Source organism: Stenotrophomonas sp. P2112 (assembly GCF_041897515.1).
Taxonomy (GTDB): Bacteria; Pseudomonadota; Gammaproteobacteria; order Xanthomonadales; family Xanthomonadaceae; genus Stenotrophomonas; species Stenotrophomonas sepilia.
On the sequence record NZ_CP169216.1, the window covers coordinates 909,270 to 933,113 of the forward strand.

The window sequence follows — 23,844 nt, forward strand, 5'->3', positions numbered from 1 at the left end:
GGACACGCAAAAGCCCATCCATGGTGCTCGATGGCGCCATCCATGGCGCCAACGGTCCCGGCCAGGGTGACCACGCCCCCTCTGGACGATTCCATGTGCGCGGCCGACGTGCGCATGGCAGAGCAAGAAGTAGGCCCATGACTTCCGGGGTTCGGGCCGGGGCAGGGCAGCGGGCTACAATCGAGGGTTCCACTACCAGGGGCCGCTCCATGCGCTCGAACCTGCTTGCATTCTCCATCGTCGCCAGCCTTGGGCTGGTCCAGGTCGCCCACGCCGCAGAAGGCATGTGGGTGCCGCAGCAGCTGCCGGAAATCGCCGGGCCGCTGCAGAAGGCCGGCCTGAAGCTGTCCCCGGAGCAGCTGGCCAACCTGACCGGTGACCCGATGGGTGCGGTGGTTGCGCTGGGGGGCTGCACCGCCAGCTTCGTCTCGCCGCAGGGCCTGGTGGTCACCAACCACCACTGCGCGTATGGCGCCATCCAGCTCAATTCGACCGCGCAGAAGAACCTGATCAAGGACGGCTTCAACGCACCGACCCTGAAGGATGAACTGAGCGCCGGCCCGAACGCCCGCGTGTTCGTGCTCGACCAGATCACCGACGTCACCGCCCAGGCCAAGGCCGCCATCGCCGCCGCAGGCAACGACCCGCTGGCCCGCAGTCGCGCGCTGGACGCCTTCGACAAGGCCCAGGTTGCCGCCTGTGAAGCCGATGCCGGCTTCCGCTGCCGCCTGTACAGCTTCTCCGGCGGCAACACCTATCGCCTGTTCCGCAACATGGAAATCAAGGACGTGCGCCTGGTCTACGCGCCCCCGGGCAGCGTCGGCAAGTTCGGCGGCGACGTCGACAACTGGATGTGGCCGCGCCACACCGGCGATTTCTCGTTCTACCGCGCCTACGTCGGCAAGGATGGCAAGCCGGCCGCCTTCGCCGCCGACAACGTGCCGTACCAGCCCAAGCACTTCCTGAAGTTCGCCGACCAGCCGCTGGGCGCCGACGACTTCGTGATGGTGGCCGGCTACCCGGGCCGCACCAACCGCTATGCGCTGGCCGGTGAGTTCAACGAAACCGCCAGCTTCACCTACCCGACCATCGCCAAGCACTACAACGCCGTGCTCAAGATGATCGCCGACGCCGGCAAGGCCGACGCCGACGTCAAGGTGAAGTACGCCGCCACCGCCGCCAGCATGAACAACGTGGCCAAGAACTACCTGGGCCAGCTGGAGGGCTTCAAGCGCATCGATGCCGCCGGCCAGAAACAGGCGGAAGAAGCCGCCGTGCTGGCGTGGCTGAAGAAGCAGGGCGCTGCCGGCAAGCCGGCGCTGGCCGCACATGCGCAGCTGGTCAAGCATCTGGATACCAGCAAGTCGACCCGCGAACGCGACCTGTTCGTTGGTCAGTTCAACAACACCTCGGCCGTTGGTGCGGCAATCACCCTGTACCGCCTGTCGATCGAGCGCAGCAAACCGGATGCCGAGCGCGAAGCCGGTTACCAGGAACGCGACCTGACCACCATTGAAGGTGGCCTGAAGCAGATGGACCGCCGCTATGTGGCGAAGATGGACCAGCAGCTGCAGGCCTACTGGCTGGAGCAGTACGTGGCCCTGCCGGCCGCGCAGCGCGACAATGAAGTGCTGAACAAGTGGCTGGCCGGTAGCGATGCCAACGCAGTCAAGGCGCTGGTGGGCAAGCTGTCGGGCACCGAGCTCGGCAGCCTGGACGCACGCCTGAAATGGTTCAAGGCCGACCGTGCCGCATTCGAAGCCAGCAGCGATCCGGCCATCCAGTACGCCGTGGCTGTCATGCCGGCACTGCTGAAGCAGGAAGAGCAGAAGAAGATCCGCGAAGGTGAATCGCTGACCGCGCGTCCGCTGTACCTGCAGGCCGTGGCCGACTACAAGAAGAGCCAGGGCGAGTTCGTCTACCCGGACGCCAACCTGTCGCTGCGCATCACCTTCGGCAACGTCATGGGCTACGGCAAGGACGGCGTGAAGTACACCCCGTTCACCACCCTGGAAGGCGTGGCGGCGAAGGAAACCGGTGAAGATCCGTTCGATTCGCCGAAGGCGCTGCTCGATGCGGTCAAGGCCAAGCGTTATGGCGGCCTGGAAGACAAGCGCATCGGTTCGGTGCCGGTGAACTTCCTGTCCAACCTGGACATCACCGGCGGCAACTCGGGTTCGCCGGTGCTGGACGCCAACGGCAGGCTGGTCGGCCTGGCATTCGACGGCAACTGGGAATCGGTCAGCTCCAACTGGGTGTTCGACCCGGTGATGACCCGCATGATCGCCGTCGACAGCCGCTACATGCAGTGGATCATGCAGGAAGTGGCGCCGGCGCCGCAGCTGCTGAAGGAACTGAACCTGGCGAAATAAACCGGTTGCGGTAGTGCCGGCCGCTGGCCGGCAAACCCGACCCGATGGCCGGGAATTCCGAAACCCCGCGACCCACGTCGCGGGGTTTTTTCATGCCCGCCCCGACCCGGCGCGCCGAACAGGTATCATCCGTGTTCCGCGCACTTCACAGGATGTGAACGAAACGCGGGAACCTCCTCCCCCCAGGACCCCTTGCACGCATGCGCATCCTGCTTGCCCGCCACGGTGAAACGCCGTGGAACGCCGAAGGCCGCTATCAGGGCCAGATCGACATCCCGCTGTCGCCGATCGGCGAAGCCCAGGCCCAGGCACTGGGTGCCCGCCTGGCCTCGGTCGACATCACCCGTGCCGTCGCCTCGCCGCTGTCGCGCGCGCAGCGCACCGCGCAGCTGGCGCTTGGCGCCGCCCGTGCCGACATGCTGCTGACCGAGCCGGAACTGCAGGAAATCGCCCACGGCGAATGGGAAGGGCTGCTGGCCAGCGAGATCCACGAGAAGGATCCGTCGCGCCTGCAGGCCTGGCGCGAGGAGCCGGATACCGTGCTGATGCCCGGCGGCGAATCGCTGCGCCTGGTGCTGGAGCGCAGCTGGCGCGGCCTGGCCCGCGCCACCGACGGCCTCGGCGAGCACGACACCCTGCTGGTGGTTGCCCATGACGCGGTGAACCGCGTGATCCTGTGCAAGGTGCTGGGCCTGCCGATCTCCCGCCTGTGGACCTTCCGCCAGGCACCGACCACGCTCAACCTGCTCGAAGGCGCCGACCTTGACAGCCTGGAAGTGGTGCGCCTGAACGACTGCGCCCACCACACGCCGTTCTTCGGCGAAGCCAAGCACCGCGCACTCTGATCGATCCCCTCGCACCAACTGCTTCTGCTGGAACCGCTGCCGTGACGAACACCCCGACCACCCTGGCCGACTGGCTGGACTACATTGAACGCCAGCATCCGGCGAGCATCGACATGGGCCTGGAGCGCGTGCGCGCCGTGGCCACGGCGATGGGCCTGGGGGCGCCGGCCAAGCGCACCATCGTGGTCGGTGGCACCAACGGCAAGGGCTCCACCGTGGCCTTGATCGAAGCCATTGCACGTGCCGCCGGCTGGAAGGTCGGCGCGTACACCTCGCCGCACCTGCTGCGCTACAACGAGCGCGTGCGCATCGACGGCCAGGACGTGGACGATGCCGCGCTGGTCGCTGCGTTCAGTGCGGTCGAGGCCGCGCGTGGCGAGACCACGCTGACCTATTTCGAGTACGGCACGCTGGCTGCGCTGCAGCTGTTCGCCGACGCCGGGCTGGACCTGGCGGTGCTGGAAGTGGGCCTGGGCGGCCGCCTGGATGCGGTCAACATCGTCGATGCCGACGTGGCGGTGATCACCACCGTGGACATCGACCACGCCGAATGGCTGGGCGAGGACCGCGAGGCGATCGGCACCGAGAAGGCCGGCATCATCCGCGGCTGGAAGCCGGTGATCCTGGGCGAGACCGACCCGCCCTCGAGCGTGCTCGCGCGTGCCTACCTGGTCGGTGCCAACGCGATCCGCGGCGGCAGCGATTACTTCTACGAGCCGATCGACGCCCAGCGCTGGCGCTGGCGCGACGTCGGCCTGCGCATGGAGCTGCCGACCCCGGCGCTGGCCGGCCCGATCCAGCTGGCCAATGCCGGTGCGGCCATCGCCGCGCTGCGCGCGCTGGACAAGCCGGTGCCGCGCGCGGCGTGGGCCGCCGGTATCGCGGCGGCGCGCATTCCGGGCCGCCTGCAGGCGTTCGAGCGTGGCGGTGTGCAGATCCGCGTCGACGTCGGGCATAACCCGCAGGCGGCGGGCCAGCTGGCGCGCGCGCTGAAGGCCGAGGCGTCGGCCGGGCGCACCTTGGCGGTGTATGCCGCATTGCAGGACAAGGACGCGGCGGGTGTGGTGCAGGCATTGCAGGGCGTGGTTGGCGAGTGGACCCTTGCCGGCCTGGACGGCCCGCGTGGCCAGAGTGCCGCCCAGTTGCAGGCGCGCCTGGCCGAGACCGCTGCTGGCAGCGCGCAGCTGGCCGCTTCGGTCGAACAGGCGCTGGCGCAGGTACTGGCCCGGGCCGAGCGCGGTGACCGCGTACTGGTGTTTGGCTCCTTCCATACCGCTGCCGCCGCGTTGCAGTGGTTGCAGGGCAGCGCCTGAGCCACGTTCAGCCAATCCCGACGCCGTCCGGTCCGGCACCCGTATAATCGACCGCAACCTCCGGACAGTTGCCGCCTCACGTGGATACGCCTCTGAAACAGCGTCTGATTGGTGCCATCGTGCTGGTTGCACTGGCCGTGATTTTCCTGCCGATGCTGGTCAAGGGGCCTGCACCGGACAGCGGCGTGGCCTCGGTGCCGATCGCCGCGCCGGATGCACCGGCCGATGGCCAGTTCGAAACCCGTGAACTGCCGCTGGTGGCCCCGGCCGGTGGGGCTACCGGCCTGCAGACCGGGCAGGCCAAGCCGCTGCAGGAGGCCGCCACGCCGGCCACGCCGCCGACCGTGGACACGTCCCCGGCGGTTGCCGCTGGCAACTACGCCGTCACTTTCGGCGCATACGGCAGCAAGGCCGACGCCGATGCCGTGATCGCCTACCTGCAGCGCTCGCAGCTGCCGGGCTTCGCAGAAGCGACTACCATCAACGGCCGTCAGGCATGGCGTGTGCGCGTGGGGCCGTATGCCGACCGTGCACAGGCCGAGGCGGCCCGGCTGCAGGCGGTGAAGATCCGCGCCGATGTGAAGGCCGAAGTGATCACTCTGGATGCCGCTACGGGCAGCAGCGCCCCGGTGGCAGCTACCCCGGCACCGGCTACGCCAAGCGCCAGTACCCCGTCCGCAGCCACCTCGCCGTCCGCCAGCAGCAACCCGGTGCGTAGCGAAAGCCTGCCGCCGAGTACGCCGACTGCGACGGCCACTCCGGCGGCCAAGCCCGAGCCGCCGAAGCCGGCGCCGAAGCCCGAAACCCCGAAGCCCGAGCCGAAGCCGGAGGCCACCGCCAGCAAGCCGGCGACGGCACCGGCCACGCCGGCTGCACCGGCGGCCAGCGGCGTCGGCTTCGCCGTGCAGCTGGGCGCGTTCGGCCAGGCCAGCGATGCCAATGCGCTGCGTGACAAGGTCCGTGCTGCCGGCTTCAGCGCCTTCGTCGAGCAGGTGCGTACCGAAAAGGGCACCCTGCATCGCGTCCGTGTCGGACCGGTGGCCAACCGGGCTGACGCCGAACAGCTGAAGGCGCAGGTCGCCGCCAAGGTTGGCGTCGCCGGCATGGTCCGACCGCACCCATGACCGACGCGCAGGCCCGTTGCCAGCGCCGCCGAAGGAGCGGGGCGCCATGATCGACGTGGTGCTGCTGATCGTGATCGCCGCCTCGACCCTGCTCGGGATGCTGCGTGGCTTCGTGGGAATCGTCATCGGCACGTTGTCGTGGCTGCTGGCCGCGTGGGCGGCCTTCGCCTTCGGCAGCGATGCCGCGCGCTGGTGGGCGGCGCCCGCCGCACCTGGCGGCGAACATTTCGTCGGCGGCTACCTGGGCGTGGGCATTGGCGTGATGATCGTGGTCGCGGTGATCGGCATGGTCATCAAGGCGATGATCCACCGCAGCATGCTGACCAGCCTGGACCGGTTGCTGGGCGGTGTACTGGGTGCCGTGCGTGGTGGCCTGATCGCGGCGATCCTGGTGCTGCTGGCCGGCTTCACCCCGCTGGCTGCCGAGCCCTCCTGGAAGCGCTCGGCGGTTCGCCCGGTGCTGAATCCGGCCGTGACCTGGATGAACGGGAAGCTGCCGCGCTGGCAGGTACCGGGCGCCGATATGCTGCCCAAGGCCTTGCCGACCGACATGCTGTCCCCATCTGCATTGATGGAATTGGGGAAGAACGCAGGCGCCGGGTTGGGAAAGCCGGGCGCGGCAGGCGATAATGGCATCCTCAACCAGGTAGTGGCAGGCAGCGGATGGCTGCGGCCTGCGAAAGCGGAACAGGGCGATGCATACGATCCGGCCGAAGTGCGCCCGGACGCCCCAGCACTGCCGGACAGTATCGAGCCGGACGATCCGGCCAATGTCGACCGCAGGCGCGGCGACCACCGCGGCCAGGTACGGCCACCTTCCTTGTAACTGGGCACAGCCCAGCGGAGACCTCGCACCATGTGTGGCATCGTCGGAATCGTCGGCAACCAGAACGTCGCCGGGCAGTTGTATGACGGCTTGACCGTTCTCCAGCACCGCGGCCAGGACGCGGCAGGTATCGCCACCGCCAATGGCAGCCGCCTGCGGGTGCAGAAGGCCACCGGCCTGGTCCGCGATGTGTTCGACGCTCGCACCATGTCCACGCTGGAAGGCAGCGTCGGCATCGCGCACGTGCGCTATCCGACGGCAGGTTCGGAAGGCATGGACGAGGCACAGCCGTTCTACGTGAATTCACCGTACGGCATCGCGCTGGCCCACAACGGCAACCTGATCAACACCGAGGCGCTGCGCCAGCAGGTGTTCGAACAGGACCGGCGCAACGTCAACACCGATTCGGACAGCGAAGTGCTGTTGAACGTGTTTGCCTACGAACTGGAGCAGCAGCGCCAGCTCAGCCCGGAAGCCGCGATCCGCGCGGTGGCCGGCGTGCATCGCCGCTGCAAGGGCGGCTATGCAGTGGTCAGCGTGGTGCTGGGCCTGGGCCTGGTGGCCTTCCGCGACCCGCATGGCATCCGCCCGCTGGTGCTGGGCAAGCGCAGCCACGCAGAAGGCGAGGAGTACATCGTGGCGTCCGAGTCGGCCGCGCTGGACGTGCTGGGTTTCCAGCGCGTGCGTGACGTGCAGCCGGGCGAAGCGCTGGTGATCACCGCGCGCGGCGAGCTGTTCTCGGAAATCTGCGCCGAGCCGGCCGAGCACACCCCGTGCATCTTCGAATACGTGTACTTCGCGCGACCGGATTCGATGATCGACAACGTCTCGGTGCACAAGGCACGCATGCGCATGGGCATCAAGCTGGGCGAGAAGATCCTGCGCCTGCGCCCGGACCACGACATCGACACCATCATCCCGATCCCGGATACCTCGCGCGATGCCGCGCTGGAGATCTCCAATGTGCTCGGGGTGAAGTACCGCGAAGGCTTCATCAAGAACCGCTACATCGGCCGCACCTTCATCATGCCGGGGCAGGGTGAACGCGTGAAGTCGGTGCGCCGCAAGCTCAACCCGATCCACCTGGAGTTCCGCAACCGCGTGGTGCTGCTGGTGGACGATTCGATCGTGCGTGGCACCACCAGCCAGCAGATCGTGCAGATGGCCCGTGATGCCGGCGCGCGCAAGGTCTACCTGGCCAGCGCCGCGCCGCCGGTGCGTTACCCGAATATCTACGGCATCGACATGCCGGCGGCCGAAGAGCTGGTCGCGCACAACCGCACGGTGGAAGAGATCGAGGCCCACCTGGGCTGCGACTGGCTGATCTACCAGGACCTGGAAGACATGGAAGCGGCGGTGAGCGAAGGCAACCCGGCGCTGCGCAGCTTCGATTCGTCCTGCTTCAACGGCCACTACCCGACCGGTATCGAGCCGGGCTACTTCGAGCGCATCCAGCAGTTGCGTTCGGACGATGCCAAGCACAAGCGCCGCGCCTAAGGATCAGGCGTGGTGGATGTGCCCGACGTTGGTGGCGACCTGCTGCGCGCTGCGCAGCAGTGCCTGGCTGAAGCCGATCCGCTGCGCAAGGTCGCATTGACCCAGGCGTATGCGGCCGCGTTCCGTGCCGGCCGCCTGAAGGTGGCCGCGGATGCGCCGCCGCCGGATCCGATCTGCATGCCGGGTCGTCCGGGACGACTGGTGCTGGTGCATCCGCGCGAGGTGCCACGGCGTGGACTGGGTGGCGTGGAAGGGCGGGCTGCCTTCATCCACGCGATTGCCCATATCGAGCTCAACGCGATCGACCTGGCCTGGGACGCGGTGTACCGGTTCCGGGGCCTGCCGTCGGCGTTCCATGCTGATTGGGTCAGCTGTGCCGATGACGAATCGCGGCATTTCATGCTGCTGCGCGAGCGCCTGCAGGTGCATGGCCACGACTATGCGGATTTCCCCGCACACAACGGTCTGTGGGAAATGTGCGAAAAGACCGCGCATGACGGCCTGGCGCGCATGGCGCTGGTGCCGCGCGTGCTGGAAGCGCGTGGCCTGGACGTCACCCCGGGCATGATCGAGAAGCTGCGCAATGTCGGCGATGGCGAAACCGCCGATGTGCTGGAGGTGATCCTGCGTGAGGAAGTGGCGCATGTTGCCGCCGGTTCGCGCTGGTATCGCTGGTACTGCGACCGCGCCGGTGCCGAGCCGCGCACGCGTTTCAAGGAGCTGCTGGTGGAGTACGCCGGCGGCTACCTGCACGGGCCGTTCAACATGGAAGCGCGCCTGCTGGCCGGATTCGATGCGGACGAACTCGCCAACCTGGTCGAGCAGGCCGGTTGAAGAAAAGGGGACGGAGGGATCAAGTCGTTTGTGCCAAAACGACTTGATCCCTCCGTCCCCTTTTTCATGCGTTCGGCAGTACCACGCGCTTGCCATCCACCGTTGGCCGGTTGATGTAGAACAGGCCGGGGCCCGGCCGGTACGGCAGCTCGCTGACGCCGGCATCGGCGGCGTAGGTCAGTGCGGTGTCGCCCAGCGCGTCGAAGTTCCAGTGCGCCGACTGCATCAGGTAACGCCGCCGCAACAGCGCCTCCTGGGTTTGCGTCAGTGGCTGTCCGGCCACCAGTCGTCGTGCGATGGGTTGCAGGGCGGACGGCAGCTCCCAGCCGGGGACTGCGTTGGCATTGGCCGTCCATCGCACGCCGGCATCGATGGCATGCTGCTGCATCACCTGAAGCGCGATCAGCTGGTAGCGCCAGTCGATGCGCCGGCGCAACACCACGGCCGCCGTCACGTACAGCACCGGTGACAGCACTACGCTGCGGCTGCCGGCGCGACGCTGTTGCTGCCACTGGTGCCAGACATCCACCCAGACTTCCTTTTCGTCCAGGCCCAACTGCTGCCGCCAGCGCTCGGCGTCGGCCTGCGCCTCGGCGTAGGCCGTGGTCGCCTGCAGGATCGCCAGCGGTGGCGTCTGGTACTCGGCCACGCTCGGGCGGCGCAGCAGCTGCCGGCGCGGGCGACTGAGCAGCTTGGGCCCTTCTTCGAGCTGGTTGTAGCCGCCGCCGATGTTGGCGTGTACGCCGGGCAGGGCGATCTCGGTGAACGTTGGCGCCACGCTGGTCAATGGATAGTGCTGGCGATGCTCGTCACGCGCGCTCAGTTGCAGCACCTGCCTGGCAACGCCTGCATGCAGCGCGAGATGAGGTTGTTCGTCGGTGCGGCCACCGCTGACCGCAACCACCGTGTCGAACAGGCCGATGAAGCGCAGCGGCGGAGCGGCCGGGGCGAAGTCCGTTGTGCAGGAGAGGCCAGCGGCCTGCAATAGCTGCCGCCAGCGGGTGCGATCCCAGGCCTGCAACTGGTTGGCCACATCGCGCGCGGCGGCCGCACCCCGTGAAAAGCCGAACAGATCCAGCTGCACGCCACGCAGTGGTCGCTGCCAGCGTGCAGCGAGTGCACCCAGTGCCGCCGGCAGCAGCACCTGCAGCGCACGCTGCACTTTGGCGCGCACACCGCTGGCGCCAATGCCGAACGCCAGTCCGATCAGGTCGTCGTCGGCGTCATCGCGGGTACCGACACCTTCCACGTAGATCGACAGGGACGGGGGCGCCGATGTCCCGCTGCGGCTGTCCGGGTACAGCTGCTGCAGGCGGGCGATGTTGGTCAGGCCATTGTCGTAGCTGCTGGTCAACCGGCTCTGGTAGGTCGAATCGTCATCCGCACGCAGCTGCGCCGGGCGCGGCTGCGGCAGCTGGGGCCTGCCACGGGCCAGGTTGTGTGCGTTGTTGCGGGTGCCATCGAAGAACAGCCCGATCCGCAGCAAGCCGACATCTTCGTCCGTGTCCTGCGATGGTGCCATGTGCATTCCCCGTCGTGGCTGCGTCACGGTAGCGCGAAAGCGGTGTGTTAGCGACGTGTAGTAACGCTTTTGACCTTACTTAACCCAGATGCGGTCGATCACAAATCCTGATTTTCACTTCTCTCGCCTATTGAATTCACACGACCCGCGCAGGCCATATGACCAGACCCGGCACACCGGGTCGTGCTGCATCAACGCTGTTCACATCATTCAAGGAGCGACGCAATGTTGTCCAGATCGATTGGCAAAGCGGCAGGTGGCCTGGTGTTGGGTTTGTCGGTGGCAGCGGCCGCGCATGCGGCACCGTTGTTCGAGCCGGTGACGGTCATCAGCCGCGCATCGGCAAACAGCGAGCCCGCACTGGGCAAGCTGCTGGCCACCCCGTCCACGGCGACGGTACAGGAAGTGCGTGTCGATGCAGCAGCTACTGCACAACCGCAGCTGGAATTCGAACTGCTCGGCCGGCGGGTGCAGGCGGTGCGCAGCAAGGTCGAAGCACTGCCCGATGGCGGCAGCATCTGGTACGGCCAGTTCCGTTCGCCCTCGGACAAACTGACCGCGGCCACCTCCAACGGCCAGGACGACCCCGGCAATTCGCTGATCCTGGTGCGCTCGGGCGACACCGTCACCGGCTCGATCCGCAAGGATGGAAAGCTGTATCGCCTGCGCCCGTTGGGCAACCGCCACGTGCTGGTGGAAGTGGATGAATCGCGGATGCCGGCCGACCATCCGGCCGACTACAACCAGCTGCCGAAGATCCCGATGGGCAACAACGATCGCATCGGCATCGCGCAGGCATCGTCCGGTACGCCGGCGACCATCCGTGTGCTGGTGGTAGCGACCAATGCCGCCGTCGCCGCCTATGGCGGCAACATGCAGTCGCTGGTGCAGCTGGCGGTGGCCGAGTCCAACCAGGGCTACGGCAACAGCAACGTCGGCCTGACGCTGCAACTGGCCGGTTACGAGACCACCAGCTACAGCGAGTCTGGCAACTTCACCACCGACCTGTCGCGTTTCCGTGGCACCAGCGACGGCTACATGGACAGCATCCACACCAGCCGCAACACCACTGCGGCCGATGTCGGCGTGCTGCTGATCAACAACAGTGCCTACTGCGGCCTGGCCTCGGGGATCGGCTCTACCGCGTCGACGGCGTTCGCGGCGGTGTACTGGGATTGCGCGACCGGCTACTACTCATTCGCGCATGAGATCGGCCACCTGCAGAGCGCGCGGCATGACATCGCCACCGACCCGAGCACATCGCCCTACACCTATGGCCACGGCTACCGCTATGAGCCGTCCAGCGGCACCGGCTGGCGCACTATCATGGCCTATAACTGCACCCGCAGCTGCCCGCGCCTGAACTACTGGTCCAACCCGAACATCAGCTACAACGGCATCCCGATGGGCAATGCCAGTACCGCTGACAACCAGCGCGTGCTGGTCAACACCAAGGCCACCATCGCGGCCTTCCGCTGAGGCCAAGCGCCGACCAAGCGGCGGCGTCTACCCGGGCGCGTTCACCGGCTCGGGTAGATGCCAACCCTGGTTGGCATCCTGCAATCCATCAATCGCGGGCGAGCGTATCCAGCGACCAGCCGCTGGCATCCACGCGCAGCACCGAGCCCTGTTCGTACCAGTCACCCAGCACGATACGGATGCAATCGCGTCCACCGGCCTGCAGTGCGTGGATGGCCGGACGGTGCGTGTGACCGTGGATCATGGTGTCCACGCCGTGGCGTACGAAGGTAGCATCGACTTCGGACGGGGCCACGTCGGTGACGGTCTCGAACTGCGCGCGATCGCCCTGCTTCATTTCCGACTGGCGGGCCTGGCTCGCCTCGCGCGCCTTCTGCGCGAAGGCGATGCGTGCAGCCAGCGGCTGCGACAGGAACTGCGCCTGGAACACCGGGTCGCGGGTCTGCGCACGGAACTGCTGGTAGGGGATGTCATCGGTGCACAGCAGGTCACCATGCTGCAGCAGCACCGGGCGGCCGTACAGCTCGATCACGCACGGGTCGGGCAGGATGCGCAGGCCGGCACGGCGCGCATAGTCCTCGCCAAGCAGGAAGTCGCGGTTGCCGCGGATGAAGTACACGGGCACGCCGCTGTCGGACAGCACCTTCAACGCATCGGCCACCGCATCGGCGGCCGGAGAGGGCGTGTCGTCGCCGATCCAGGCCTCGAACAGGTCGCCGAGGATGTACAGCGCATCGGCGCCGGGCGCCTGCTCGCGCAGGAAGCGCAGGAACAGGTCGGTGATCTCCGGACGGCTGGGGTCCAGGTGCAGGTCGGATATGAACAACGTGGTCATGCCTGCATTCTAGGCCATCAATGATGATGGTAGCGCCGCCGGTATTGTGGGGGTCAGATCTCTTTTCCGAAGGAAAAGGATCTGACCCCGGGGCTACACCGGCAGCGGCAGCCAGGTCAGGCTGGCCGAAGCCAGCAGGACGGCGATGCCCGTGGCGGCGAGCACGTCGGAAGGATAGTGCAGGCCCAGCACCACCCGCGACAGTGCGACGCCGAGGGTGAACGGCACCAGCAAGGGTGCCAGCCAGGGGTAGTAGGCCAGTGCGACGATGGTGAACGACACTGCGTGCAGGGTGTGCCCGGAGGGGAAGCTGAATTCGTCCAGTGGTGCCACCCAGGCGCGGATGCGAAGATCGGCCGCGTAAGGCCGCGGGCGCCGCGTCCAGCGCTTGAGGCCCTTGTACAGCAGCAATGCGGCCAGGCCGGTGGCGGCCATGTGCACCGAGGCGCGCAGGCCATCGAAGCCATCCAGCACCACCAGCGCAGCCATCAGCACATACCAGAACACGCCATCGCCGAGACGGCTGATGGCCGAGAACAGGCGGCGCACGCGGCGGCGCCGGCAGTAGTGGTTCGCCCGCCGGCACAAGCGTGCCTCGCGCCCTGCCAGCAGTTCAAGCGGCGTGGTGCGCATGGCCGCTCCTCCGCGACTGCGCAAGCTCGGCCAGCAACGCATCGAACTCGGCCACCACCTGTTGTGGATGCAATCGCTTCATCGCGCGTGCGGCATTGCCGCCCAGTTCGTGGCGTTTCGCGTCATCGGCGGCCAGTTGCACGGCGGCCTCGATGAACTGCTCGTCGCTGTCCACCGCTGCGCCGTTCTCGCCGTTGCGCAGGTACTCACGCGCGGCGCCGTAGTCGAAGGCCACGGTGGCCACGCCGCTGGCCATGCTTTCCAGAGTCACGTTGCCGAACGTCTCACTGCGGCTGGGGAACAGGAACAGATCGCCGCTGGCGAAGTGGCGGGCCAGCGCATCGCCGCGCTGGATGCCACAGAAGATGAAATCGGGATTTTCATGTGCCAGCTTCTCGCGGGCCGGGCCGTCACCCACCCATACAAAGCGTGCCTTGGGCCGGATCTGCTGCAGGCGGCGGAATGCCTTCACCGCCAGGTCGAGGTTCTTTTCAGCAGCAATGCGGCCGACATAGATCGCCACCAGGCCGTTGCCATCCACGCCCCATTCCTCGCGCAGTGCAGGATCGCGCCGGCCTGGATCGAACTGCTGGCTGTCCACCGCACGGGCCAGCAGGCGCACGCGTTCGAAGCCCTGTTCGCCGAGGAACTGCTGCAATTCGCGGGTCGGCACCAAGGTAGCGTCCGCCTGGTTGTGGAAGCGGCGCATCCAGCGCATGGCCGCGGCCTGCAGCCATGCCACGCCATAGTCGGGCAGGTACTCGTCGAAGCGGGTGTGGAAGCCGCTGGCGACCGGAATGCCGAGGCGACGTGCGGTACGCAGTGCCGACCAGCCGAGTGGACCTTCTGTGGCGATGTAGACCGCATCCGGACGCTGATTCTGCCAATGGCGGCCCAGCCGGATCGGGGCTGGCAGTCCGAAGCGCAGGCCGGGGTAGCGGGGCAGGGCAGCGCCGGGAACCAGCAAGGTGCCGGGTGCCGAATCCAGCGCTTCGGTGGACTGGCGGGGGCGGACGAGGTCGATCTCGTGTCCGGCTGCACGCAGACCCTGCTCCAGGCCCTGTACGGTGAGGGCGACGCCGTTGACTTCCGGCGGATAGGTCTCGGTGACGATGGCATAGCGCATGGCGGGCCTCCCGGTTTCCGGCATGCTCGGCCCTGGCGATGTAGCCGACATGACCACTTTGCGACCGTCAGATGACGGGGGCGCCGGCCACCGCAGGGGCGCTGCGGCCAACAAAAAACCACGGCCCCGAAGGGCCGCGGTCCTGGTGCTTCATGTCACAGCGCGATGGATCAGAAGCGCTGCTGGTACTTCATGTAGACGAAGCGGCCGATGTCGTAGCCGCCGTAGTACGAGAAGGCCGAGTTCGGCTTGCTGTACATGATCGGGCCGGTCTTTTCAAACACGTTGTTGGCACCGACCGACACGGTGGCATCCCACGGCAGCGAGTAGCGCACCTGCACGTCGTGGAAGGTGACCGCACCACGCTCGTTGTAGTTGCGGGCGCCCTTGTACCACGGTGCATACACACCCGGATCCGAGCATTCGTCCGGGTACAGCGCGATGTTCGAGCAGGTTTCCTTCACGCCCGAGTAGTAACGCGCGGTCCAGCTCGCGCCGAAGTTGCCCCGCTCGTAGCCCAGCACCAGGTTGGAACGGACGCGGAAGGCGCTGCCGATGCCGTTGGTGACGATCGGGACGATCGAGTTGTCGTTGGAGGTGCGGTAGGTTGCACTGGATACGTAGGTGGTGGCCGAGTTCACGTTGAACTTGCCGAACCGGGTGTCCAGACGGTAGCTCACATCCAGGTCGTAGCCTTCGGTTTCCATGAAGCCCGCGTTGCGGTTGCCGAACTTCAGGTTGGTCACGATGCCGGTCACCGGGTCACGCTGGAAGCGCGAGCAGCGCGCTTCGATGCCCGACTCATAGCAGTCCTGCAGGATCTGGGTCGGCGTGTCGGCGATGATCGTGTTGTCGATGCGGATCTTCCACCAGTCCAGCGAGGCGTTGAAGCCCTGGATGAAGCTCGGGCTCCAGACCAGGCCCAGCGTCTTGCTGGTCGAGGTTTCCGGCGTCAGCAGCGGGTTGGACCCGGAGGTGAACGGCACCGGCGTCGCGTCCGTCGACGTGTTCACCGGGGTGCCGCCCTGGCGGAGCTGGCGGAAGGTATTCGCATTGGCGATGTCGCGTGCGCAACGTGCACGGACTTCGGCGCTGGAGGCCGAGGAACCGAAACGGGTGTCGCACGGATCGCTGAACTGCGCGAAGGTCTCCGAACCACCACCGAACAGGTCGCTGATGGTCGGTGCGCGGAAGCCTTCGGCCCAGGTGCCACGCACCATCAGCGAGTCGATCGGCTTCCACTTGAAACCGAACTTGCTGTTGAGCGTGTTGCCGAAGGTGTTGTAGTCCGAGAAGCGGGTTGCGCCATTGAAGGTCAGTTCCTTCGCGCCCGGCAGGTCGGCCAGCACCGGAACGTTCACTTCCAGGTAGGCCTCGTTGACGGTGTAGTCACCGCCGGTCGGGCCTGCGGCCAGGTTGGTGGTAGCGCCGGTCTGGGCCAGGGCATCCGGGGTGTACTTGCCTTCTTCCTTGCGGCTTTCCACGCCGAAGGCGAAGCCGAGATCGCCAGCCGGCAGGGTGACGATGCTGCCAGCGATGTTGGCAAAGAAGTTCTTGGAGGTGGTGCGGCCCTTGGTGATCTCTTCCGGGAACAGCCACGCCTGCAGTTCTTCGTTGCCGTACAGGCCATCGGCAGCCGTCGTGCCGTACGGAACCAACGGGTTCCACGGCTTGCACACGTCGTAGGAGATCGGTGCAGCTGCGGTACCGCACTGCACCTTGCCAGTGGCGGCGTTGTAGAACGACGGGCCGACGCCGCCGGCGACGCGACCCTTGTGCAGGTTGCCGGTGGCCACCGATTCCAGTTCATTGCGGTTGTACTGGTAGCCCACTTCCCAGTCGAAGTAGCGGCTGCCGATCTCGAACGAACCGTCGAACGACGCCACCGCGCGGTAGGTCTTCAGCTCGCTGGTGGTCACGCGCGGCACTTCCCAGGTACGGCGGTTCCAGGCCACGGCGGTCGGGTTGGCGTAACCGTGCTGGCGGCCGAACGGGTTGAAGTAGCTGTTGATCGACATCGAGCCGACACCGGCGGTGCTCGACTGCAGCGGATAGCCCGCGATCTGGCGGGTGGACTCACGCTTGTTGTAGCCCAGCTCGGTGCGGAAGTTGACGTTGTCGGTGATCTTGAAGCGGCCGTCGAAATAGACCGAGTCGCGCTTGACCGGATACATCACATGCATCTGGTCGTTGGCGTTGCTCACGTCACCGGTGAAAGGCGTGGTATCGGTGAGGTGGTAATTGGCCGGGTTGGTGGGATCCGCGCCGCGGTTGAGGGAATAGCCGCAACCCGCAGTGGCGGTACAGCCCGGGCCGCGCAGACCCGTGAACTGGCCGTACTGGCTGATGGTGGTCCAGTTGCTGCTGTCGTACGGATGGCGATCGGTCATGCCGTACTTGCTGAAGCCGCGATCGCGCGCCCACACGCCCTTCTCTTCGGCATGCTCGGCCGAGAGGGTCAACGACACGCGCTCATTGCTCCAGCCGGCGACAACGTCGAAGCGGTCGCGTGCACCGTCGCCCTGGCTGTACTGGCCGTGGTAGACGTTGGCAGTCACACCGGTGACATTGGAACGGGTGATGATGTTCACCACACCGGCCATGGCGTCGGAGCCATAGATCGCAGAGGCGCCGTCCTTCAGCACCTCGATGCGTTCCACGGCGGACACCGGCAGCGTGGAGATGTCCTGGTAGCCGGACGTGCTGATGCCCAGGCGCTTGCCGTTGACCAGCACCAGGGTGCGCTGGGTGCCCAGGTTGCGCATGTCGATGTAGGTGCCGCCCGCGTTTTCGCCTGCGGTCAGCGCATTGGCGCGGCTGATGGTCGGGCTGCCCATGGCGGTGACGTTCTGCAGAATGTCGGCAACCGAGCTGAACCCCTGCTTTTCGATGTCGTTGCGGCTGATCGCGAACACCGGCTGGGCGGTCTCCACGTCCACCTGGCGGATGCGCGAGCCGGTGATCTCGATGCGGTCGAGGTTGGTCGGGTTGGCGTTGCTGCCTTCCTGGGCAAACGCGGGCAGCGCTGCCAGCGCTGCAGTGGTAGCCAGGGCGTAGCGGATGGCCTGCCCCAGTGCGGTGGTGCGTGAAGTCATGGCGAGCTCTCTCTCTCTCAGGTCGTGCACAGGACGCCAAAGGGGGCGTCGAAGGAGCCAGCAGGGTCGATGACCGAGCCGGTGACCCGATAGTAGTCTCGTTAGTTAATGCTCTGTAAAGGGTTCGTATCCATTTATGTCACGCGGCCGCGCCAGCCTTCACAAAACGTGAACAAAAGCAGGTGCTTACGTGATGGCAGCGATTGCCCACAGCACGCCGTTGTGTTGCGGAGCAGCACAAAAAATCGCCAGACTGCGCAAAGTGGGAGTGGGAAATGCGTCACCCCGGTTGTCCTGTGGACAACAGCGGACAGCGTATTCAGGCCACGAACGGACGGAACTGGATGCCCAGCCCGGCGATGCCATCGGTCTCGCCGATCAGGTCCGCGCGCAGCAGCGGGCGGGCATCGATGAAGGCCTGCGGCACGATCAGCGACAGCCGGTTGTCGTCGGCGGTCAGTTCCAGTGCCGGCAGCGGATCGTCTTCGTGGGCGCGGTTGAGCAGCACCGCCAGCCGCAGCAGGGCCGCCAGCCGGCGTGCGGTCAGCAGCAGTCGCTCGGGCAGGGCGTCGAAGGCGGTCTTGGTCACGCTGCGGCGGTGGCTGCGCACCAGAGCCGCCAGCATCTGCTGCTCCTGGCGCGAGAAGCCGGCGATATCCGAGTGTTCCAGCACATAGCTGCCATGCACGTGGTAGCCGCTGTGCGCGATCATCAGGCCCAGCTCGTGCAGGCGCGCGGCCCAGCCGAGCATGCGCGCATCGTCGGCATCGAGCCTCCAGCGCTCCTGCACCTGTTCCAGCAGGGATAGCGCGGTGTCCTGCACGCGCTCGGCCTGGACGGTATCGATACCGTAGCGCTGGCTGAGCGCAGCCACCGATTCGTCACGCAGGTCGTTTTCGCCGGCGCGGCCGACGATGTCATACAGGATGCCTTCGCGCATCGCCGCCTTGCTGACCAGCAGCTTCTGCAGGCCCAGCGCCTGGAATGCCGCTTCCAGCACCAGGATGCCGCCGGCAATGATCGGGCGGCGGTCGCTGGACAGGCCCGGCAGCTGGATGTCGTCGATCTTCTTGGCCTTCAGCAGTTCATCGCGCAGCTGCGGCAGGGCCTCGGCGGTGATGGCGCCCTTGCTCAGCTTCATCGTCGCGCAGATCTCGCTGATCGCCTTGTGCGTGCCCGAAGAGCCCAACGCTTCCTGCCAGCCCAGCGCGCGGTACTTGCTGGCGAAAGGCTGGAACTCGCGGCCAATCTCGGCCAGCGCGTCCTTCCAGCGCTTCTTGCTCAGCTTGCCGCCGGGGAAAAAGCGCCGGGTGCTGGCGATGCAGCCGGCCTGCAGGCTTTCGCGCTCCAGGGTCTGCATGCCCATGCCGATGATGAACTCGGTGGAGCCACCGCCGATGTCGATCACCAGCCGGCGCTGCCCGGGCTTGGGCGGTTGCGCGTGGGCCACGCCCAGGTAGATCAGGCGCGCTTCTTCGCGCCCGCTGACCACTTCGATGGCATGCCCCAGTGCGGTCTCGGCCGGTACCAGGAACGACTGCGGCGAGCGCAGCTGGCGCACGGTGTTGGTGGCCAGCGCGCGCACCCGGTGCGGCGGCACATTGCGGATGCGCTGGCCGAAGCGGGCCAGGCATTCCAGTGCACGTTGGCGTGCAGCGGAAGAGAGACCACCTTTGCCATCCAGGCCATCGGCCATGCGCACCGTCTCGCGCAGGCGGTCGATCACCCGCAGCTGGCCGAGCGTATAGCGCGCGATGACCATGTGGAAACTGTTGGAGCCAAGGTCGATGGCGGCCAGCAGGTCGCCATCCTGCAATGCGGGCGGAGTCGTGGTGGTATGCGGCATGGACGAATGTTAGCCGAAGGGGCGGTGTGCTCGTCACCGCGCGGCCTTCACATTTTGGAAGAGGGCGTGCCGCAGGACTGCAAGGGGTCAGATCCCTTTCCCGCAGGAAAGGGATCTGACCCCGTGGCGATCGAACCCCGACCAGCGGTCGGGATCTACCGGGGCAGGGTCAGAGCCCCTGCATCAACGCCATCTGCGCCGAATGCGGGGCTTCGTCGTGGGCTGGGGCACGCTTGTGGTAGATGCCGTGCGCGTCCAGTTCCCAGGCGTTGAGGTTGTCGTCAAGGTAGTTCTGCAGGACTTCGCGGTAGACCCGCTTGGCCAGTTCCGGATCGAGGATCGGGAAGCAGGTCTCGACCCGGCGCAGCAGGTTGCGTTCCAGCCAGTCGGCGCTGGCGCAGTACATTTCCGGTGCGCCGTCGTTACCGAACCAGTAGACGCGGCTGTGTTCCAGGAAGCGGCCGACGATCGAGCGCACGCGGATGTTGTCCGAGATGCCCGGTACGCCCGGTCGCAGCGTGCAGGCGCCGCGGATGATCAGGTCGATCTGCACGCCGGCCTGCGACGCGGCGTACAGCGCGCGCACCACCTGCGGTTCGTTCAGTGCGTTCATCTTGGCGATGATCCGCGCCGGGCGGCCAGCGGCGGCGATGCGCGTCTCGCGCTCGATGCGGCCGAGGATGCCGGTATGCAGGGTGAAGGGCGACTGCAGCAGGCGCTTGAGCTTCATCTTCGACGCCAGCCCGGACAGCTGCTGGAACAGCAGGTGCACGTCATTGCCGATGTCCGCATCGGCGGTGATCAGGCTGATGTCGGTATACGCGCGGGCGGTGCCGCTGTGGTAGTTGCCGGTACCCAGGTGCACGTAGCGGCGCAGCTTGCGGCCCTCGCGGCGCACGATCAGCAGCATCTTGGCGTGGGTCTTGTAGCCGACCACGCCGTACACCACCTGCACGCCGGCTTCCTGCAGGCGATCGGCCAGGCCGAGGTTGGCTTCTTCGTCGAAGCGGGCGCGCAGTTCGACCACCACGGTCACGTCCTTGCCGTTGCGCGCGGCCTGGATCAGCGCATCGACGATCAGTGAGTCCTTGCCGGTGCGGTACAGGGTCTGCTTGATCGCCAGCACGTTCGGATCGATTGCCGCCTGCCGGATCAGGTCCAGCACTGCGGTGAAGGCGTCGAACGGATGGTGCAGCAGCAGGTCCTGGCGCGCCACCGTCTCGAAGATGCCGTCACTGTCGCGCAGCGTGCGCGCGGTCATCGGCGGGTATTTCAGGTCCGGTTGCGCGATCAGATCGTACAGCTGGATGATGCGGTTGAGGTTGACCGGGCCATCGATGCGGTACACCGCGTTCTCGGTCAGGCCGAAATTCTGCAGCAGGGTCCGCACGATCTCGCGCGGCATGTCGTGCGCGATCTCCAGCCGCACCGCTGGCCGGTAGCCGCGGTCGACCAGCTCGTCACGCAGCGCCAGCGCCAGGTTTTCCACTTCCTCCTCGTCCACCACCAGCTCGGAATTGCGGGTGACGCGGAACTGGTAGGCGCCCTGGACTTCCATGCCCGGGAACAGCTCATCGACGAAGGTCGACAGCACCGACGAGAGGAACACGAAGTTCTGGGGCCCGCCGAGCTTTTCCGGCAGCTGGATGATGCGCGGCAGCGAGCGCGGCGCACGCACGATGGCCAGGTGGCCGGCACGGCCGAACGCGTCGGTGCCCTTCAGTACCACCACGATGTTCAGCGACTTGTTGAGGATCTTCGGGAACGGGTGCACCGGGTCCAGGCCCAGTGGCGACAGCACCGGCATGATCTCGTTGCGGAAGTAGGCGCGCAGCCAGCGCTTCTGGCGGTCGGTCCAGGAGTGGCGGCCGAGCACGCCGATGCCGGCCTCCATCAGCGCCGGCCGCAGCGTCTCGTTCCAGCAGCGGTACTGCTGGTCCACCAGTTCGGCGGCGCGGTCATGGATGGCGCTCAGGATGGCCTGCGGGCTCATCCCGTCCGGTGCGGGTGGCAGGCCGAACTCCTGCGCGTGGCGCACGGCGGCGGCGCGGATCTCGAAGAACTCGTCGAGGTTGGTGCAGGAGATGCACATGAAGCGCAGGCGCTCCAGCAGCGGCACCTGCGGGTCCATCGCCTGGGCCAGCACGCGGAAGTTGAAATCCAGCTGTGACAGTTCGCGGTTGATGTACAGCGCCGGCTCACGCAACGGATCGTTGTCCGGGCTCACGGGGAGGGGGAGGGATCCGAGGCTGCTCATGGCGTCATTCTTCGATGGAGGTCAGGGGGGCGGACTCGCGCGGGCGCACGTGGTCGGCATCGAAATGGCAGGAGAACACCGAGCCCTTGCCGACTTCGCTTTCAATTTCCAGCCGTGCGTGGTGCAGGCCGAGGATGTGCTTGACGATGGACAGGCCCAGGCCGGTACCACCGCTTTCGCGCGAGCGGCTGCTGGAGACACGGTAGAAGCGTTCGGTCAGGCGCGGCAGGTGGGTGGCCGGGATGCCGTAGCCGGAGTCACGCACCGCCAGCACCGCACCGTCGCCCTCGCGGCGGAACTCCACCGCGATGCGGCCACCGGCCGGCGTATAGCGCACCGCATTGGTGACCAGGTTGGAGAATGCGCTGTGCAGTTCCTTGGTCGAGCCCTGAAGGTCAACGCCGGCCAGGTCGTCGATGCTGATCTGGTGGCGGCCCTGGCTGTGCGCTTCGGCTTCGCGGCGCAGGGTGGCCAGCATCGGCTGCATGGCCACGGTCTCTTCCTCGCTGTGTTCCTGCGATTCGAGGCGCGACAGGGTCAGCAGGTCTTCCACCAGCTGGGCCATGCGCTGGCTCTGCTTGCGCATTTCTTCCAGAATCGGTCCGGTTCCCGGGAAATCCTCCGGGTCCATCATGTCCAGGTAACCGTGCACCACGGTGAGCGGCGTGCGCAGCTCATGTGAAACGTTGGCCACGAAGTCACGGCGCACCTGTTCCAGGCGCAGCAGCTTGCTGACATCGCGCGCGATCAGCAGCCAGTAATCGGAGGAATAGGGAATCAGCCGCAGGTTGAGGCGGATCGCCGGATCGACCGGCGAAGGTACGTCCAGGATGGGCTCGGCATTGCGGCCACCAGCCAGCCAGTGCGCCAGCGGCATTGGCTGCAGGCGCTCGACCAGGGCCTCGCCAAGGTCGCCGGGATGGTGCAGGCCGAGCAGAGCGGTAGCCGCTTCGTTGAACCACTGCACGCGCTGGCTGTTGCGATCCAGCACGACGACGGCATCAGGCAGCGCGGCGGCAGCAGCGCGGTAGCTGCGCAGCATGTCCAGCAGGCGGCGCTTGCGCACGCGCATTTCCACCTGGTTGCGGTACAGCAGGCGGTCCAGTTCGTTCCAGACGCCGGTGCCTTCTTCGGCGGTGTCCCAGCGCTGGCGCGCGGTCAGCCGGCGCAGAACGCTGCGCAGGCGCCAGTAATGCCAGGCCAGGGTCGCCAGCGCGCCCAGTGCGATGCACAACCACAGATGGCCCGTGAACCACCCCACCAGTCCGGCGAACAGCAGCACCGCGGCAACGGTGGCCAGGGTCTTCAACCAGGCAGAGCGGATGTGGCGGGGCATTGCGATCTCGTCGTTGAGGTGCGGCGGTTCACTGGGGTGAACCGAGGGTTATAGCAGAGTTGCCGGCACCGGCACCCGCAGGTGCGCGGTGCCGGCACGACGAGACTCAGGTAGCAGTGGAGAAGCGGTAGCCGGCGCCGCGCACGGTCTGCACCATGTTCTCGGCGTTGAACGGCTCCAGCGTCTTGCGCAGGCGGCGGATATGCACGTCGATGGTGCGCTCCTCCACGTACACGCTGCCGCCCCATACATGGTCCAGCAGCTGCGCGCGGGTGTAGACGCGCTCGGGATGGGTCATGAAGAAATGCAGCAGACGGTATTCGGTCGGGCCGATCGGCACCGGCTGGTCGTTGGCGAACACGCGATGGGCGGCGCCGTCGATACGGATCGGGCCGACGGCTACGCTGCCGTCCTCGTCATCTTCGCGGGCGCGGCGCATGACCGCTCGGATGCGGGCCAGCAGTTCGCGTGCCGAGAACGGCTTGACCACATAGTCATCGACACCGGCCTCGAGGCCACCGACGCGATCATTCTCTTCGCCGCGGGCGGTCAGCATGATGATCGGTACTTCGCGGGTCAGCGTTTCCTTGCGCCAGCGGCGGGCCAGGTCCAGGCCGCTGGTGCCGGGCAGCATCCAGTCCAGCAGGATCAGGTCGGGAACGCGATCGGCGATCGCGGTCTGGGCCTCCCGGGCATCGCCGGCGTGGACCGGTTCGTAATCGCCCTTGCGAAGGGCGAAGGCGACCATTTCACGGATCGCGGGCTCGTCATCGACGATCAGGATGCGTTTCTGCACGAGGACACCGTAGGGCTCGGTTACTGGAGTGGTGCCAGTAGACTACGGTTTGATGACATGTTTGTGACTACCCGGCCGGAACCGACCTGGATTGCCATCGGCCGGTCA

General features: G+C 66.7%; 17 protein-coding genes. 8 read left to right on the forward strand and 9 right to left on the reverse strand.

What is annotated here, in order from left to right; genetic code table 11:
* Positions 1–209 precede the first annotated feature (209 nt).
* From ACEPA4_RS04230 to ACEPA4_RS04260, 7 genes are all read left to right on the forward strand, one after another.
* Positions 210–2,372, forward strand: coding sequence for a S46 family peptidase (locus ACEPA4_RS04230; RefSeq protein ID WP_262090386.1), 2,163 nt, complete (start codon positions 210–212; stop codon positions 2,370–2,372).
* A 200-nt stretch (positions 2,373–2,572) separates the two neighbouring features.
* Positions 2,573–3,217 carry a histidine phosphatase family protein gene (locus ACEPA4_RS04235; protein WP_005415444.1) on the forward strand — a complete coding sequence of 215 codons (645 nt, stop codon included), beginning with the start codon at positions 2,573–2,575 and terminating at the stop codon, positions 3,215–3,217.
* Between the two features lie 41 nt (positions 3,218–3,258).
* Positions 3,259–4,530 carry a bifunctional tetrahydrofolate synthase/dihydrofolate synthase gene (folC, locus tag ACEPA4_RS04240; protein ID WP_139726769.1) on the forward strand — a complete coding sequence of 424 codons (1,272 nt, stop codon included), beginning with the start codon at positions 3,259–3,261 and terminating at the stop codon, positions 4,528–4,530.
* 80 nt (positions 4,531–4,610) lie between these two features.
* The gene (locus ACEPA4_RS04245) at positions 4,611–5,654 is read left to right on the forward strand and encodes an SPOR domain-containing protein (protein WP_069138935.1); all 1,044 of its coding nucleotides are present in this window, start codon (positions 4,611–4,613) and stop codon (positions 5,652–5,654) included.
* 46 nt (positions 5,655–5,700) lie between these two features.
* Positions 5,701–6,480, forward strand: a complete 780-nt coding sequence (locus ACEPA4_RS04250; protein ID WP_065179521.1) for a CvpA family protein — start codon at positions 5,701–5,703, stop codon at positions 6,478–6,480.
* 30 nt (positions 6,481–6,510) lie between these two features.
* Positions 6,511–7,977 (forward strand): amidophosphoribosyltransferase, encoded by a 1,467-nt coding sequence (gene purF, locus ACEPA4_RS04255; protein ID WP_065185785.1) that lies wholly within the window; start codon positions 6,511–6,513, stop codon positions 7,975–7,977.
* Positions 7,978–7,986: 9 nt separating this feature from the next.
* The gene (locus ACEPA4_RS04260; RefSeq protein ID WP_065179519.1) at positions 7,987–8,811 is read left to right on the forward strand and encodes a ferritin-like domain-containing protein; all 825 of its coding nucleotides are present in this window, start codon (positions 7,987–7,989) and stop codon (positions 8,809–8,811) included.
* A gap of 64 nt (positions 8,812–8,875) precedes the next feature.
* Here ACEPA4_RS04260 and ACEPA4_RS04265 read toward each other — a convergent pair whose 3' ends face one another.
* The gene (locus tag ACEPA4_RS04265) at positions 8,876–10,333 is read right to left on the reverse strand and encodes a phospholipase effector Tle1 domain-containing protein (protein ID WP_164093292.1); all 1,458 of its coding nucleotides are present in this window, start codon (positions 10,331–10,333) and stop codon (positions 8,876–8,878) included.
* A gap of 225 nt (positions 10,334–10,558) precedes the next feature.
* On the opposite strand from ACEPA4_RS04265, the gene ACEPA4_RS04270 reads away from it, so the two are divergent.
* Positions 10,559–11,812 carry a M12 family metallo-peptidase gene (locus tag ACEPA4_RS04270; protein ID WP_065179517.1) on the forward strand — a complete coding sequence of 418 codons (1,254 nt, stop codon included), beginning with the start codon at positions 10,559–10,561 and terminating at the stop codon, positions 11,810–11,812.
* Positions 11,813–11,900: 88 nt separating this feature from the next.
* On the opposite strand, the gene lpxH is transcribed toward ACEPA4_RS04270, so the two are convergent.
* The 8 genes from lpxH to phoB form a co-directional block, all read right to left on the reverse strand.
* On the reverse strand, positions 11,901–12,647 hold the full coding sequence (gene lpxH, locus ACEPA4_RS04275; protein WP_005415454.1) for a UDP-2,3-diacylglucosamine diphosphatase: 747 nt from the start codon (positions 12,645–12,647) through the stop codon (positions 11,901–11,903).
* A gap of 93 nt (positions 12,648–12,740) precedes the next feature.
* Complete coding sequence (locus tag ACEPA4_RS04280) at positions 12,741–13,280, reverse strand: phosphatase PAP2 family protein (protein WP_065185789.1); 540 nt, start codon at positions 13,278–13,280, stop codon at positions 12,741–12,743.
* The gene (locus ACEPA4_RS04285) at positions 13,261–14,406 is read right to left on the reverse strand and encodes a glycosyltransferase family 1 protein (RefSeq protein WP_065185790.1); all 1,146 of its coding nucleotides are present in this window, start codon (positions 14,404–14,406) and stop codon (positions 13,261–13,263) included. Before ACEPA4_RS04285 ends, ACEPA4_RS04280 begins: the two co-directional genes overlap by 20 nt.
* A gap of 170 nt (positions 14,407–14,576) precedes the next feature.
* Positions 14,577–17,501: a TonB-dependent receptor domain-containing protein gene (locus ACEPA4_RS04290; RefSeq protein ID WP_005415457.1), complete on the reverse strand. Its 2,925-nt coding sequence runs from the start codon at positions 17,499–17,501 to the stop codon at positions 14,577–14,579.
* A 319-nt stretch (positions 17,502–17,820) separates the two neighbouring features.
* Positions 17,821–19,347 carry an exopolyphosphatase gene (ppx, locus tag ACEPA4_RS04295; protein WP_005415458.1) on the reverse strand — a complete coding sequence of 509 codons (1,527 nt, stop codon included), beginning with the start codon at positions 19,345–19,347 and terminating at the stop codon, positions 17,821–17,823.
* A 169-nt stretch (positions 19,348–19,516) separates the two neighbouring features.
* The gene (gene ppk1 / locus ACEPA4_RS04300) at positions 19,517–21,604 is read right to left on the reverse strand and encodes a polyphosphate kinase 1 (RefSeq protein WP_065179515.1); all 2,088 of its coding nucleotides are present in this window, start codon (positions 21,602–21,604) and stop codon (positions 19,517–19,519) included.
* 4 nt (positions 21,605–21,608) lie between these two features.
* Positions 21,609–22,940, reverse strand: a complete 1,332-nt coding sequence (gene phoR / locus ACEPA4_RS04305; RefSeq protein ID WP_065185792.1) for a phosphate regulon sensor histidine kinase PhoR — start codon at positions 22,938–22,940, stop codon at positions 21,609–21,611.
* A 106-nt stretch (positions 22,941–23,046) separates the two neighbouring features.
* On the reverse strand, positions 23,047–23,736 hold the full coding sequence (gene phoB, locus ACEPA4_RS04310; protein ID WP_005408258.1) for a phosphate regulon transcriptional regulator PhoB: 690 nt from the start codon (positions 23,734–23,736) through the stop codon (positions 23,047–23,049).
* Positions 23,737–23,844: the final 108 nt, after the last annotated feature.